The organism is Amycolatopsis sp. NBRC 101858 (assembly GCF_030269325.1).
Lineage (GTDB): Bacteria > Actinomycetota > Actinomycetes > Mycobacteriales > Pseudonocardiaceae > Amycolatopsis > Amycolatopsis ponsaeliensis.
On sequence record NZ_BSTD01000003.1, the window covers coordinates 1,159,501 to 1,173,732 of the forward strand.

The 14,232-nt window shown below is 73.0% G+C and carries 13 protein-coding genes and 1 rRNA gene; 8 read left to right on the top strand and 6 right to left on the bottom strand.

The window, feature by feature from the left end:
- Position 1 precedes the first annotated feature (1 nt).
- Positions 2-2,311 (bottom strand): TOMM precursor leader peptide-binding protein, encoded by a 2,310-nt coding sequence (locus tag QSK39_RS28555; protein ID WP_285480881.1) that lies wholly within the window; start codon positions 2,309-2,311, stop codon positions 2-4.
- A gap of 298 nt (positions 2,312-2,609) precedes the next feature.
- On the opposite strand from QSK39_RS28555, the gene QSK39_RS28560 reads away from it, so the two are divergent.
- From QSK39_RS28560 to QSK39_RS28570, 3 genes are all read left to right on the top strand, one after another.
- Complete coding sequence (locus QSK39_RS28560) at positions 2,610-3,305, top strand: winged helix-turn-helix transcriptional regulator (protein ID WP_285480882.1); 696 nt, start codon at positions 2,610-2,612, stop codon at positions 3,303-3,305.
- Positions 3,306-3,453: 148 nt separating this feature from the next.
- Positions 3,454-4,026, top strand: coding sequence for a hypothetical protein (locus tag QSK39_RS28565; protein WP_285480883.1), 573 nt, complete (start codon positions 3,454-3,456; stop codon positions 4,024-4,026).
- Positions 4,023-5,363, top strand: coding sequence for a copper resistance CopC/CopD family protein (locus QSK39_RS28570; protein ID WP_285480884.1), 1,341 nt, complete (start codon positions 4,023-4,025; stop codon positions 5,361-5,363). Before QSK39_RS28565 ends, QSK39_RS28570 begins: the two co-directional genes overlap by 4 nt.
- 285 nt (positions 5,364-5,648) lie before the next feature.
- On the opposite strand, the gene QSK39_RS28575 is transcribed toward QSK39_RS28570, so the two are convergent.
- Complete coding sequence (locus QSK39_RS28575) at positions 5,649-6,314, bottom strand: maleylpyruvate isomerase family mycothiol-dependent enzyme (RefSeq protein WP_285480885.1); 666 nt, start codon at positions 6,312-6,314, stop codon at positions 5,649-5,651.
- 110 nt (positions 6,315-6,424) lie between these two features.
- On the opposite strand from QSK39_RS28575, the gene QSK39_RS28580 reads away from it, so the two are divergent.
- The 4 genes from QSK39_RS28580 to QSK39_RS28595 all read left to right on the top strand — a co-directional run bounded on the left by QSK39_RS28580 (position 6,425) and on the right by QSK39_RS28595 (position 10,501).
- On the top strand, positions 6,425-7,144 hold the full coding sequence (locus tag QSK39_RS28580) for an MgtC/SapB family protein (protein WP_285480886.1): 720 nt from the start codon (positions 6,425-6,427) through the stop codon (positions 7,142-7,144).
- Between the two features lie 119 nt (positions 7,145-7,263).
- Positions 7,264-8,514: a coiled-coil domain-containing protein gene (locus QSK39_RS28585; protein WP_285480887.1), complete on the top strand. Its 1,251-nt coding sequence runs from the start codon at positions 7,264-7,266 to the stop codon at positions 8,512-8,514.
- 38 nt (positions 8,515-8,552) lie between these two features.
- A complete protein-coding gene (locus tag QSK39_RS28590) occupies positions 8,553-9,821 on the top strand; it encodes an ABC transporter substrate-binding protein (protein WP_285480888.1) in 1,269 nt (422 codons plus the stop codon).
- Entirely contained in the window at positions 9,818-10,501 is a 684-nt protein-coding gene (locus QSK39_RS28595; protein ID WP_285480889.1) for a CPBP family intramembrane glutamic endopeptidase, read from the top strand. Before QSK39_RS28590 ends, QSK39_RS28595 begins: the two co-directional genes overlap by 4 nt.
- Positions 10,502-10,532: 31 nt before the next feature.
- On the opposite strand, the gene QSK39_RS28600 is transcribed toward QSK39_RS28595, so the two are convergent.
- The 3 genes from QSK39_RS28600 to QSK39_RS28610 are packed head-to-tail and all read right to left on the bottom strand — an operon-like array spanning position 10,533 to position 13,197.
- Positions 10,533-10,814, bottom strand: a complete 282-nt coding sequence (locus tag QSK39_RS28600; protein WP_257920172.1) for a metal-sensitive transcriptional regulator — start codon at positions 10,812-10,814, stop codon at positions 10,533-10,535.
- 56 nt (positions 10,815-10,870) lie between these two features.
- The gene (locus tag QSK39_RS28605; protein WP_285480890.1) at positions 10,871-12,985 is read right to left on the bottom strand and encodes a heavy metal translocating P-type ATPase; all 2,115 of its coding nucleotides are present in this window, start codon (positions 12,983-12,985) and stop codon (positions 10,871-10,873) included.
- Positions 12,986-12,990: 5 nt separating this feature from the next.
- Positions 12,991-13,197, bottom strand: a complete 207-nt coding sequence (locus QSK39_RS28610; RefSeq protein ID WP_285480891.1) for a heavy-metal-associated domain-containing protein — start codon at positions 13,195-13,197, stop codon at positions 12,991-12,993.
- Positions 13,198-13,274: 77 nt separating this feature from the next.
- Here QSK39_RS28610 and cobF point away from each other — a divergent pair, with 77 nt between their 5' ends.
- Complete coding sequence (gene cobF, locus QSK39_RS28615) at positions 13,275-14,036, top strand: precorrin-6A synthase (deacetylating) (RefSeq protein WP_285480892.1); 762 nt, start codon at positions 13,275-13,277, stop codon at positions 14,034-14,036.
- A 73-nt stretch (positions 14,037-14,109) separates the two neighbouring features.
- Here cobF and rrf read toward each other — a convergent pair.
- A 5S ribosomal RNA gene (gene rrf / locus QSK39_RS28620) occupies positions 14,110-14,226 on the bottom strand.
- Positions 14,227-14,232 lie beyond the last annotated feature (6 nt).

Genomic DNA, 14,232 nt, shown 5'->3' on the forward strand with positions numbered 1-14,232 from the left:
CTCACAGGAACATCGGGAAGGGATTGAGCCGCTCGTACGGGGTCGGCGCGTCGAGCCGGCCCAGCCGGACCGGGACGTCGAACAGCCGCCCCGGCGCGAACCGGGCCCAGAACGGGCGGATCCCCGGCGCGAGCACCTTGACCACCGGGATCCCGACGTCCGGGCGGGTCTGGTCGAGCACCAGCAGCTCCAGGCCGGCGTGGCCGAACACCCGGGCCAGCGCCTCGACGTCGTCGCGGACGTCGGCCCGGTGGACGAAGGGGAAGTCCGCGGCGGTCCGCATCCGCTCGCCCGCCTCGGGCCGCAGGTACGGCTGGTTCGCGACGGTGGCGTAGGCGAGCCAGCGCCGCGCGTCCGGGTCGTCGACGTCGTGGCCCGCGGTCTCCACGACGGGCAGCATCTGGTTCAGCTCGGTCACCGCGCGGCGCACCGCGATCCGCGGGTCCAGGTGCGCGCCGAAGCCCATCATGATGTCCTCGTGCGAGCCGCCGATCCGCCGCGAAACCGCTACGGTGACCGGGATCCCGAGGTCGGACGTCACGTCGAGGACCCACAGCTCGCGGCCGATCCCCGCGTAGGCCGCGGTCATCTCGTGCAGCCACGGGTCGGCGAACGACGCGAGGTCGACGCCCGGCACCGGCGTGCGGTTGTACCACCACAGCGCGACGGCGTCGCGTTCGACGAGTTCCAGCGCGCCCTGCAGGATCGCGTCCTCCAGGCTGCTGCCCGCCGCGGTGCCGTTGGAGTCGGCGCGCACCCCGCGCGCCACGCTCTCCGGCGGGGTTCCGTAGTAGAGGTAGGACGTCGGCAGCAGGCGGCGCTGCCCGGACAGGGACCACACCGGCGTCCAGTCGGTGCGGGCGGCGGGGTCGAACGGCTCGCCGACGCGCTGGAAGCTCGCGTGCTCGGCGTTCCACTCCGCGCGGCCGGCGTACTGGCGGTCGGCGAAGAGCATGCATGCGTTGGGGTGCAACGCTTCTTCGCCCAGTTCCTCGTACGAGCCCCGGATGCGCAGCTCGTCGCCCTGGAAGTTGCCGGAGAAGCGCTCCGCGGCCTCGCACAGCGCGCCGATTTCGGCGTCGAGCGGGCTGACGCCCTTGCCGCCGTTCTCGCAGCGCAGTCCCGCCCGCAGGGCGGCCATCCCGGTGACGCCGCGGGCGATGTTGGGCCCGGAGCGGTAGGCGTTGGCGAACGGGGGCGCGGCCGGGTCCGGCCGGATCTCCTTGACGATCCCGGTGACCGGGCTGACCAGGTGCCGGTGCCGCTCGAGCATCTGCGCCGGCGTCGCCGTCCGGTGCCCGCCGCCCCCGGTGGTCGCCTTCTTGGCCGGCTGCAGCACGACCGGCCGCGTCGAGCGCCACACCACCTGCCACGGGTCGCCGCAGCCCGGGCACTGCGGGCGGCGGCGCAGCTCGTGCAGGCGGCCCTGCAGGTCGAGCGAGTCGAGCGTCCACACGCACTGCTGGCCGTGGTGGCGGTACCCGGCCACCCACTTGGCCGCCTCCAGCGCGACGAGGTGCGCCGCGGCCGAGGTCAGCGGCGGCAGCGCGGGCATCGGGCGGCGCGCCGGGCCGGCGTGGCCCAGTTCCTCCTGCACGCACGCTTCGGCGTGCCGGTGGCCCCACAGCCGGTGGGTCAGGCAGTGCCAGCACGCGCCGTCGGGCTGCAGGACCGGGCCGATCCACACCTGGGCCCCGGACGGGCGGGCCAGCAGCCACGGCCGCCCGGCCCGCCGGTGCTCGGCGTCGATCCCGGCCAGGCGCGGGTCGAGGTAGTCGGCGCACAGCACGACCGACAGGTCGGCGGTGCCGGTGACCGCGTCGACCACCTCGAGACCGGCCCCGGCCAGTGCCCGTTCCACGGCGCCGGGGTCGACGCCGTCGGCGCTGTCGCCCACCGCCGTCAGCCGCACGGTGCCCCGCCGCGCGGCGACGACGTCGGCGTCCACGCCGGCCGCGTCCCAGTAGGCCAGCGCGCGTTCGTCGCCGGACCGGGTGCCGGTGCCGGGACTGCGCAGCGTCACGAGCCCGGCGTCGACCAGCTGGGCCAGCAGCGCGGCGACCTCCTCCGGCGCCATCCCGCCCGGCCGGCCCCGCAGCAGGCGGTCGAGGTCGTGGGTGCCGTCGAGCAACGCCGCCAGCGACTCGATCTTCGGGCCGCGCATCGCGATCACGCCCTGTTCGGAGAACAGGTACGCGCCCTTGCCCTCCCGGACCTCCGCGCGCAGGTGCCGCCGGAACGCCGGGGCGCGCGCCGGCACCGGGACGTCCGTGGCGCCACCCCCGGGCGCGTCCACCGCTGTCGTGCGCATGTGCCCTCCTGCCGGTCGTCGGACTGGACGGGACGAGAGAAGGGAATCGTGCTCCACGGGAGGTCTACTCAGCCAGTGCTCAGAGCACGGGGAAGTCGTGCGAAACGCATGGCCCGGCATGGAAAACGCACGGCACACCGGTGCGTCGTTCACTGGCCGCGCGCGGCGGGCAACCGTCACCGTAGACAGCGACGCCCGTGGCGGCACGGTGCGTCGGGGGCACCGTAACCGAGCTCGCGGCCCCGCGCGAGCCCGGCGGCGCCCGGTCTGGCACCCCGAGACAAGTGAGGACCCGAGTATGCCTACATCCGCTCGCACGTACGGACAGTTCTGCGGCCTGGCCCGGGCACTCGAGATCGTCGGGGAGCGGTGGTCGCTGCTGGTCATCCGTGACCTCATGCTCGGCCCGAAGCGGTTCGACGACCTGCAGCACACCCTGCCGCGGATCCCCGTGAGCATCCTGACCTCGCGCCTCAACGAGCTCGAGGAGACCGGCGTGATCCGCCGCCGGGTGCTGTCCCAGCTGGACGCCGGCGTCGTCTACGAGCTCACCGAGTACGGCTGCGAACTCGACCACATCGTCCTGGACCTCTCGCTGTGGGGCGCGCGGTCGCTGAACTACCCGAAGCCGGACGACGTCTTCACCCTCGACGCCGCCATCCTCTCGCTCTACACGACCTTCCAGGAGGAGGCCGCCGCGGGCGTGCACGTCAACTACGAGTTGCACCACTTCGGCGGCGAGATGATCGTGCACGCCATGGTCGAGGACGGCGCGCTCAAGGCCTCGGCCGGCTCGCTGCCCGCCGCCGACCTGGTGATCGAGCCGCAGGGCCCGGCGATGCTCGACCTGCTCAACGGCAAGCTGTCCGCCCAGGACGCCATTTCCGGCGGCAAGGTCCGCCTCGAGGGCGACCCGGCGCACCTCGAGCTGTTCACCCGGCTCTTCCACATCCCGCCGGCACCCGAGCGCGAGGCCGGGCTGTCGGTCCGCTGAGCACCACCGCTCGACTCCGCCCGGCGGTACGCAATCCGCCGGGCGCCGCATTTTCCCTTGCGCAATCAGCAATCCGGAGTAACGGCAACGACTCCGGCGGCGGTTATCGTCTACGCACGCTGTCTTCGTCCGCGAACTGGGGTCCCGTATGTCGACGTCCGAACTCGCCCGTCCCACCGGGTTCCTCGGCCAGCTGAACAGCCGCCGGCACCACCGCGCGCTCGCGGTGTTCATGCTCGTGGTGATCGCGCACTGGGCCGAGCACATCGTGCAGGCCATCCAGATCTACGGGTTCGGCTGGCCGACCGCGAAGGCGCGGGGCGTGCTCGGGGTGCCCTTCCCGTGGCTGATTTCGCAGGAATGGCTGCACTACGGCTACGCGCTCGTGATGCTGGTGTTCCTGTGGGTCCTGCGGCACGGGTTCGCCGGCCGGTCGCGGCAGTGGTGGAACCTCGCGCTCGGCATCCAGTTCTGGCACCACATCGAGCACCTGCTGCTGTTCATCCAGGCGCAGTCCGGCTGGCGGCTGGCCGGGCAGAAGGTGCCCACCAGCATCATCCAGCTGCTCGTGCCGCGGGTGGAGCTGCACCTGTTCTACAACACGATCGTCACCATCCCGATGATCGTGGCGGTCGTCCTGCACCGGCGCGCCTCGGCCGCCGAGCGCGAGCTGACCGGCTGCGTCTGCGGACAGAAGCAGCCCGCGCTCGCCGCTTCGTGAGCCGGGCCGCGCGGCGGGCACTGGCCCTGCTGGCCTTCCTGGCCGGCTGGCTGGTGCTCGGCGCCACGCCGGCTTCGGCCCACGTCGAGATCGTCTCGTCGACCCCCGGGGACGGCGCCCGCCTGAGCGCGGCGCCGTCCCTGGTGTCGGTCACCCTGTCGGAGAACGTCGGCATCCAGCCCGGCTCGATCAAGGTCGTCGACCTCGCGGGCACGCAGGTCGACTCCGGGCCGGTGTTCCAGCCCGGTGAGGTCGCCGAACAGCTCGCCATCAGGCTGAAACCGAACCTGCCGGACGCGAGCTACCTCGTCGAATACGCCTTCGTCTCGGCCGACTCCCACCCGGTGCGCGGCACGTTCGCGTTCGTCGTCGGCACCGGCCCCCTCGTGACCTCGGCGGGCGCGGTGTCCGCGGCCACCGGCACCGACGCGGGCGTCGACTTCGTGTCGACGGTGGTCCGCTGGCTGGCCTACCTGGGCGTCGTCCTGCTCGGCGGGCTGGCGTTCGCCGTCCTGTGCCGGCCCGCGGCCCGCACCGACCGCCGCGCCCGGCAGCTGCTGCGCTGGGGCGCCGGCCTCGTGGCCGTGACCACCGCCGCGGCGTTCGTGCTGCAGGGCCCGTACGCGGCCGGCCGGGACCTCGGGGCGGTGTTCGACACCGGCCTGCTGGCGGACACGCTGCGCGTCGCCTACGGGAAGCTGCTGCTGCTCCGCTTGGCCGCCGTCGTCGCGCTGGCGGTGCTGCTGCCCCGGTTGCTGCGGCCCGGGCTGCCGGACCGGCTGCGGTCCCGTTACGAGAACCTGGCCATGGTGACCGGCTTCCTGGTGCTGCTGACGTTCTCGGCCACCGGCCACCCGGTCACCGACCCGATCATGTTCGTCTCGGTCTCGGCGGACCTCGTGCACTTCGGGGCGATCGCCGTCTGGGCGGGCGGGCTGGTCCAGCTGGCCCTCTGCCTGTACCGCCCGGCCCCGGGTGAGGACCTGGCCCCGGTCGCGGCGCGCTTCTCGGGACTCGCGGCGGGCGCGGTGACGGCGATCGCGATCAGCGGAGCGGTGCTGGCCCTGCGGATCATGCCGTCGCTGTCCACGCTCTGGACGACCCGGTTCGGCGTGCTGCTCCTGCTCAAGATCGCCGGCTTCGCGCTGCTGCTGGCGGTGGCGAGCCGGTCGCGCCGCGCGGTGCGCCGGAGCCTGACCGGCCCGGCGGAGGGCACGACCAAGACGGTGACGGCGGACCTGCGCCGCCTGCGCCAGGCGGTGGCGGTGGAGGTGCTGCTCAGCGTCGTGGTCCTGGCGCTGGCGGCGATGCTGACGGTCACCCCGCCGGGCGGCTGAGCCACGGGAACGTCCGTGCCTGTGCCGGTCACCGACTTCGGCTGGTCAAACGCCCGGCAGGCGGCCCGAGCCACTGCCGCCCGGCCTACGCCCCCGCGGGGTGAGCTGGCGCCGCTGCGTGACGCGCGAATCCCACCCGGCCGCTGCGGCCGGACTACACCCCCGGCGGGGTGAGCGAGCGCCGTCGCATGACACGCGAGCCCCACCCACCCGGACTACACCCCCGGCGGGGTGAGCGGGCGCCGCCGCGCGACACGCCAATCCCACCCGGCCACTGCAGCCGGACTACATCCCCGGCGACCGCGGCGGGGTGAACGGCCCCCAGCTGAACGCGGGCAGCCACGGCCCCGGCGCCGCGCTCCACTCCAGCGCCACCAGCTGCTCCGGCGATCGCCGTCCGGCCAGCGCCCGGTACAGCTCGTGGGCCGGGGCCGTCAGCGTCGCCGCCGGCCGGCCCGCTCCGACCTGCCACTCCGAGCCGCCCGTCGTGCGCAGGCGCAGGGCCGGCAGCCCGCGGCCCGCGACCGAGCCCGAGAACCCGCGGACCAGCACCTCGAAGCTCGGCGCCCAGGCCGCGTGCTCGACCGGCGGCGGCATCCCGAGCGCCGCGCGCAGGTCCAGCTCGTGGGTGTAGGCGTCCATCACCATGATCTCGCCGGTGCGCCCGCCCGCCTCCGCGAGCCGCCGGTCGAGGTCCTCGCCGATGTCGTCCCAGCGGTCGAGCAGCTCCGGGATCGTCGAAGCCGTCGAATCCGGCGGCGTGCCGCCGTGGCGCTCGAGCACGCGCTCGGCGATCGCGGTCAGGTGACCCAGCAGGTCGGCGACGGTCCACTCCGGACACGCCGGCACCGGGCGCCGGTGCACGCCGGCGCGGGAGCCCAGCAGGGCGCGGACGCCGCGCCGCACCTCGGGGTAGCCCACGAAGTCCGGGGCGAGCCGACTGGCTGTCACGCGTCCCACCTCACCTGGCACGATCGGGGCTTCCGGCCCAGTATGCCCAGGTGACGGCGCCGGTGGTTCTCCCCGCGTGCCGACACCGACGACCTCGGGAGGTAGTGATCTTGCCCACTCTGTGGTCCACCTCGGCGCAGTGGGACCTGCTGCCCCCGGTCCTGCTCGCGCTGGTGCTGAGCGTCGCGATCGGGCTCGAGCGCGAGGCCGGCATGAAGGCCGCCGGGCTGCGGACGCACAGCCTGGTCGGCGTCGGCTCGGCCGTGTTCATGCTGGTGTCGAAGTACGGCTTCGCCGACCTGCTGGGCAGCGACCACGTCGCGCTCGACCCGTCGCGGATCGCCGCGCAGATCGTGTCCGGCATCGGCTTCATCGGCGGCGGCCTGATCTTCGTCCGCCGGGACGCCGTGCGCGGCCTGACGACGGCGGCGACGATCTGGCTCACCGCCGCGGTCGGCACGGCGTGCGGCGCCGGGCTGCCGGTGCTCGCCGTCGGCACGACGATCGCGCACTTCGTGGTGACCCGCGGCTTCCCGCCGCTGCAGCGGTTCGTCGCGCGGCACCGCCGTGAGCCACCGCTGGTGCAGCTGAGCTACCTCGACGGCCACGGCGTGCTGCGCGCGGCGCTCGCCGTCTGCACCGGGCGGGGCTGGAGCGTGCAGCACGTCGACGTCGAGCACGAGTCGCTTTCCGAAGAGGGGCAACGGATCGCGGTCGTGACGCTGCGCCTCGACGGCCGCGGTGATCTCTACGACCTGGCCGCCGAACTCGCCGAACTGCCGGGCGTCCGGAGCACGTCCACCGGTCCAGGAGAACCGCTCGACGAATGATCACCCGCCCGGGCAGCGCGCGGGGGCGGGTTTGCGGCACACTGGGGTGCACGCGGAATTCCCGGTACCGCAAGGAAAACGTGCGGCCGAGGAGAAACCATCCAATTCGGAGGTGAGGCATGGCCCCCGGCGGTGGCGAAGACGTGGCGCGCACGCAGCCCGGATTCGACGTGGCGTGGCGCGGTTTTCAGCGCGCGCAGGTCGAGGAGTACGTCGCGTGGGCCGAGGCCGAGCTGCGCAGACTCACCGCCGAACGCGACTCCGCGCGGCACCGCGTGGGAGCACTTGCCGAGGACAACCGTGAGCTCCGGGTGAAGATCGACCGGATCAGCCGCACCCCGATCGAACCGGACGCGCTGCAGGAGCGCTCACGCCGGATGATCGAGCTGACCCGCGAGGAAGCGACGGAAATCACCACGCTGGCAACGGAAACGGCGGAACGCACCCGCCGCGAAGCCGAGCAGGAGGCGATCCGCCTCACGGAGAAGGAACGCCGGCTGGTCGCCGAAGCCGAGGCCGAGGCGGAGCGGCGGCGCGCCGAGCACGAGGAGTTCATGCGCGCGGCCGAGCAGCGCCGCCGCGAGCTCGACGAAGCGGCCGCGCACAGCCGGGCCCAGCAGGAAGAGGATCACACCCGCGCGATGACGCTCCGCCGTGCCACCGCGATGCGCGAGCTGGCCGAGCAGGAAGCGGCCGCCCGGGCCACGGCGAAGAAGCTGGTCAGCACCGCGGAAGCCAAGGCAGAAGAGCTCGTCGCGGCGGCGAAGGCCAAGACCGAGCGGCAGATCGCGGCCGCGGACGCCAAGGCGAAGGAACTCGTCACCACGGCCGAGGCCAAGGCCGAACGACAGGTCGCGGCCGCGGACGCCAAAGCCAAGGAACTCGTCGCCACCGCCGAGCAGCAGGTCACCGCCGCCGACACCAAAGCCAAGGCGCTCGTCGCCGCCGCCGAGCAGCGGGTCACGACCGCCGACGCCAAGGCAAAAGACCTCGTCGCCACCGCCGAAGCCCAGGCCAAGAAGCTCGTCGCCACCGCCAAGGCCAAGGCCGAACGACAGGTCACCGCCGCCGACGCCAAGGCGAAAAAGCTGGTCAGCACCGCCGAAGCCGAGTCCGGGCGCCTCGTCACCGAAGCGACCCGGCAGGGCGAATCACTGGTCGAAGCCGCCCAGCGCGAGGTCACCGCCCTCACCGAGGTGCGCGACAAGCTCCACGCGAGCCTCACCGGCTGCCGCTCCCTCCTGACCGAAGCGGCCGTCGCCCTCGACGACCGGCCCGCGTCCTTCGATCCGGAGGCCACCCTGCCGATGTCGAAGCGAGTGCCCGTCCAGCGGCGATCCCCCGCGGACCTCACCGACGCCGTCGGCTGACACTTGCCCGGCGGCCGGGCAGCCCCCATGATCGGACCGTGAGGCGAACGAAGATCGCGCTGGTCGCCGCGCTGGCCGCGGGCGCCCTCAGCGCGTGCGGCGAAGGCTCCGGCGTCACGATCAACCTGTACGTCTCACCGGAGAACAACCTCCAGCACGTCGTCGACACCTGCACGGCGGCCGCAAACGGGCGCTACCGGATCGTCTACCACAAGCTGCCGCGCAGCGCGGACGGCCAGCGCGAGCAGATGGTCCGCCGGCTGGCCGCGGAAGACTCGTCGCTGGACGTCCTCGGCCTCGACGTCACGTGGGTGCCGGAGTTCGCCGAGGCCGGCTGGGTGGTGCCGTGGACCGGCGCCGCCGAGGCCGAGGCGACCCGCGACGTGCTGCCCGGCCCGCTCTCGACCGCGCGCTGGAACGGGAAGCTGTACGCGGCGACGAAGCACACGAACGTCCAGCTGCTCTGGTACGACGACCGCCTCACGCCGTCGCCGCCGAAGACGTTCGACGACATGATCGCCCAGGCCAAGGCCCTCAAGGCGGCGGGCAAGCCGGGCGACGTCCTGTTCACCGGCGCCCAGTACGAGGGCCTGGTGGTCTTCTACAACACGCTGGTCGCCTCGGCCGGCGGTCGCATCCTGTCCGACGACGGCAAGTCCGTGCTGGTGGACGACGGCGCCGTGCGCGCGCTCGAGGTGCTGAAGACCCTGACCACGGCCGGCGTCACCGACCCGTCGCTCGGCAACTCCAAGGAGGACGAGGTCCGGCAGGCGTTCCAGCGCGGGCAGGGTGCGCTGGAGCTGAACTGGCCGTACGTCTATGCGTCCTACGCGAAGGAGAAACCGCAGGACCTCGCGCACGTGCACTGGGCGCGGTACCCGTCGGTGGTGCCGGGGCGCCCGAGCCGCGTCACGATCGGCGGGTTCAACCTCGCGGTCAGCACGTATTCGCCGCACCAGGCGGAGGCGTTCGAGGCGGCGTTGTGCCTGCGCGGCCCGGCGAGCCAGAAGTACCAGGCGATCGAGGACGGCCTGGCCCCGACCACCCGCTCGGTCTACGACGACCCGGCGCCGCTCGACCCGGCCGACCCCGGCTCGACGATGGCGGCGAAGTTCCCGATGAAGCCGGACATCCTCGCGGCGCTGGCCGACGCCGCCGTCCGGCCGCTGACCCCGGCGTACCAGAACCTGTCGACGGTGATCTCGAAGGTGCTGTCCCCGCCGTCCGCGATCGACCCGGCGGCGACCGCGACCGAGCTGCGCGAACGGCTGACCGACGCCCTGAACTCGCGGGACATCATTCCTTGACCCGGGTGGTCGCCCTGCTCGCGGCGGTCGTGACGCTGGCCGCGTCGACGACGCTGGCCAACCGCGCGCTGCCGGGCTGGGCGTACCCGGTGTGCGGCCTGGTGGCGGCGCTGGTGCTGGTGGCCCTGGCCCGCGCGGCCGGGCTGTCGTGGTCCGACCTGGGGCTGCGGTCGTTCCGCCGGCCCGCGCTGGTCGGTCTCGCCGGAGCCGGGCTGATCGCGGTGGTGTTCGGGATCGCGCTGGCGGTGCCCTCGCTGCGCACGGTGTACCAGGACGGCCGGGTCGGCACGCCCGACTTCGGTCAGCTGCTGTGGCTGACGTGCGGCCGGATCCTGTTCGGCACGGTGCTGATCGAGGAGGTGGCGTTCCGCGCGGTGCTACCAGCCCTGCTGGGCGCCCGCGACGACCGCTGGCGCTGGCCCCCGATCCTGGGCGCGGCGGCCCTGTTCGGACTGTGGCACTTCCTCCCGGCGCTGGCGATCGGCCGCAACGCGGCGGTCCACGCGGTGTTCGGCGCAACGCCGGCGGTGGTGCTGCAAGTGCTCGCGATGGCGGCCGCGGGGGTGGCGGGGATCTTCCTGCACTGGTGGCGCCACACGGGCCGCGGAGTGCTGGCTTCGGTGATCGTGCACTTCATGACCAACGCGGGCGGGCTCACGCTGGCAGTGCTGGTGCGCTGAGAGGGCGGCACGCTGCGGCCGCCGCCCACCGCTACGAGCGCACCAACCGCGCGATCGCGTCCGATGCTTCCCGGACCTTCAAGTCCGCTTCCTCGCCGCCGTTCGCGGCCGCCTGGACCACGCACGTCGCCAAGTGCTCGTCGAGCAGCTCGAGCGAGAACGACTGCAGGGCCTTCGTCGCCGCCGATACCTGCGTCAGGATGTCGATGCAGTACTTGTCCTGCTCGACCATGCGCTGCAGCCCGCGGATCTGCCCCTCGATCCGGCGCAGCCGCTTGAGGTAGGCCTCCCGCTCCGTGCCGTAACCCGTCATCGCGCACCTGTCCCCGTCGTCGCCGTCCCTGACCACCGACTATACCCTCCGGGGGTTCAGCGGAACCGGCGCAGCCGAAGGCTGTTGCTCACCACGAACGCCGACGAGCACGCCATCGCCGCGCCCGCGATCATCGGGTTGAGCAGGCCGAGCGCCGCCAGCGGCAGCGCCGCGACGTTGTACGCGAACGCCCAGAACAGGTTGCCCTTGATCGTCGCGAGGGTGCGGCGGGCCAGGCGGATCGCGTCGGCGGCGACCCGCAGGTCACCCCGTACCAGCGTCAGGTCGCTCGCCTCGATCGCCGCGTCGGTGCCGGTGCCCATGGCCAGGCCCAGGTCGGCCTGGGCGAGCGCGGCCGCGTCGTTGACGCCGTCGCCGACCATCGCGACCACGCGGCCCTCGGCCTGCAGCCGCTTGACGACGTCGACCTTGCCCTCCGGCAGCACCTCGGCGACGACCTCGTCGATCCCCGCTTCGGCGGCGATCGCCCGGGCCGCGCCTGCGTTGTCGCCCGTCAGCAGGACCGGCTTCAGGCCGAGTTCCCGCAGCTCGGCGACGGCCCGCGCGGACGTCGGCTTGATCGCGTCGGCGAGCACCAGCCGCCCGCGGACCTCGCCGTCCCACGTCACGCCGACCGTGGTCCCGTCGCCTTCGGCCCGCCCGACGGTGACGGCGCGTCCGTCGACCACTCCGGTCACGCCCACCCCAGCGGTGCTCCGGAACTCCGTGACGGCGGGGAGCGGGCCGAACCGCTCCCGGGCGGCGTCGGCGATCGCGCGGCCGATCGGGTGCTCCGACGCGGCTTCGACGGCCCCCGCGAGCCGGAGCACCTCGCCGTCGCCCTCGGCCAGCGTCATCCGGCCGGTGGTGAGCGTGCCGGTCTTGTCCAGGACCACGGTGTCGACGCGGCGGGTGGACTCGAGCACCTCGGGGCCCTTGATGAGGATGCCGAGCTGCGCGCCGCGGCCGGTGCCGACCAGCAGCGCCGTCGGCGTCGCGAGCCCGAGCGCGCACGGGCAGGCGATGATCAGCACGGCGACGGCGGCGGTGAACGCCTGCTCGGAGCTCCCGCCGGTCGCGAGCCACCCGACGAGCGTCGCCAGCGCGGCGAAGACCACCGCCGGGACGAACACCGCCGAGACCCGGTCGGCGAGGCGCTGGACCTCGGCCTTGCCGGTCTGCGCGGCCTCGACCAGCCGCGCCATCTGTGCCAGCCGGGTGTCCGCGCCGACGCGGGTGGCGCGCACGAGCAGCCGCCCGCCGACGTTGACGGTGGCGCCGGTGACCGCGTCGCCCGGGCCGGCCTCGACGGGGACGGACTCGCCGGTGAGCATGCTGGTGTCGACCGCGGAGCTGCCTTCGGTGACCACGCCGTCGGTGGCGATCTTCTCGCCGGGGCGGGCGACGAAGACGTCGTCCACCTGCAGGTTCTCCACCGGGATCAGGCGCTCTTCGCCGTCGCGGAGCACCGTGACGTCCTTCGCCCCGAGGCGCATGAGCGCCCGCAGGGCAGCGCCCGCGCGGCGCTTCGAGCGGGCCTCGAAGTAGCGGCCGGCCAGGATGAACGTCGTGACCGCCGCCGCGACCTCGAAGTACAGGCTGTCGCCGGCCATGCTCGAGCTGATCAGCTCGAAGCCGTGGCGCATGCCGATCTCGCCGGCCATGCCGAAGAAGAGCGCGTACAGGGACCACGCCACCGAAGCGAGCACGCCGAGCGAGATCAGCGTGTCCATCGTGGCGGTGACGTGGCGCAGGTTGACCGCGGCGGCGCGGTGGAACGGCCACGCGCCCCAGGTCACGACCGGGGCGGCGAGGACCAGCGAGACCCACTGCCAGTAGTCGAACTGCCAGGCCGGGACCATCGCGAGCGCGACCAGGGGAACGGTGAGCACCGCGGAAAGGAGCAAACGCTTGCGCAGCGTGGGCGTCTCGTCGGGCTCTTCGGGCTCGGGGAGCCGCGCGGAGTACCCGGCGGCTTCGACGACGGCCCGCAGGTCGTCGACCGACAGCTCGCTCGGGTAGCTGACCTGGGCTTTTTCCGTGGCGTAGTTGACCGTCGCGCGCACGCCGCCGACCTTGTTGAGCTTGCGCTCGACGCGGGCGGCGCAGGACGCGCACGTCATGCCGCCGATGGCGAGCTCGACGCTTTCTGCGGACTGCGCGGTGGTCATGGGGGTCAGGCGACCAGGCGGTAGCCGGCCTCGGTGACGGCCGCGGCGACGGCGTCGGCGGGCAGCGGGGTGTCGCTGGTCACGGTGACGCGGCCGCTCTCGACGTCGACGTCGACCCTTCGGACGCCGGCGAGCTCGGAGACCTCTTCGCGGACCGACGTGGCGCAGTGTCCGCAGGTCATGCCCTCGACGGTGTAGCTCGCTTCGGTCATCGCAGCTCCTCTCGTTCCCCTTCCTTTATACCCATCGGGGGTAGGGGTTCAGTCGCGACCCCCACCACACTCGCGGTATGCGCAAGCTCTACGCGATCGGGATCGGCGCCGGGGACCCGGAGCACCTGACGGTGCAGGCGATCGACCGGCTCAACCGCGTCGACGTCTTCTTCGTGCTCGACAAGGGCGAGGAGAAGGCCGACCTGGTCCGGCTGCGCCAGGAGATCCTCGACCGGTTCGTCACCCGTCCGCACCGCATGGTGCTGGTCGCGGATCCACCCCGGGACCGCACGCCGGAGGACTACCGGGCGGCGGTCGCGGACTGGCACGCGGCGCGGGCGGCGGTCTACGAGCGGATGCTGCTGTCGGAGCTCCCGGACGGCTCGACAGGGGCGTTCCTGGTGTGGGGCGACCCGTCGCTGTACGACAGCACGATCGCGCTGATCGAGGCGGTGCTGGCGCGCGGGAACGTGGCGTTCGAGTACGAGGTGATCCCGGGGATCAGCAGCATCTCGGCCCTGGTGGCCCGCCACCGGACGACGATGAACCAGATCGGCCGGGCGGTCCAGCTGACGACGGGCCGGCGGCTGGCCGCGGGCTGGCCATCCGGCGTGGACGACGTGTTCGTGCTGCTGGACGCCCACACGACGTTCGACCGGTTCGCGTCCGAGGGCCTGCACATCTATTGGGGCGCGTACATCGGGACGCCGGACGAAATCCTGCTGTCCGGCCCGCTGACGCCGGCTCTGGCGGCCGAGATCCGTTCGGTGCGGGCCGAGGCGCGTGAGCGGCACGGCTGGATCATGGACACGTACCTCTTGCGCCGCCCGGCGGACTAGCCGGTTTTCGGGCATGAGAAAGGGCCCCGGGAGAACCAGAAGGTTCTCAACCGGGGCCCTCGCCCTTAAGTAAGTTCGGCGGTGTCCTACTCTCCCACAACCCTTCGGCTGCAGTACCATCGGCGCTATCAGGCTTAGCTTCCGGGTTCGGAATGGGACCGGGCGTTTCCCTGACGCTAAAACCACCGAAACACTA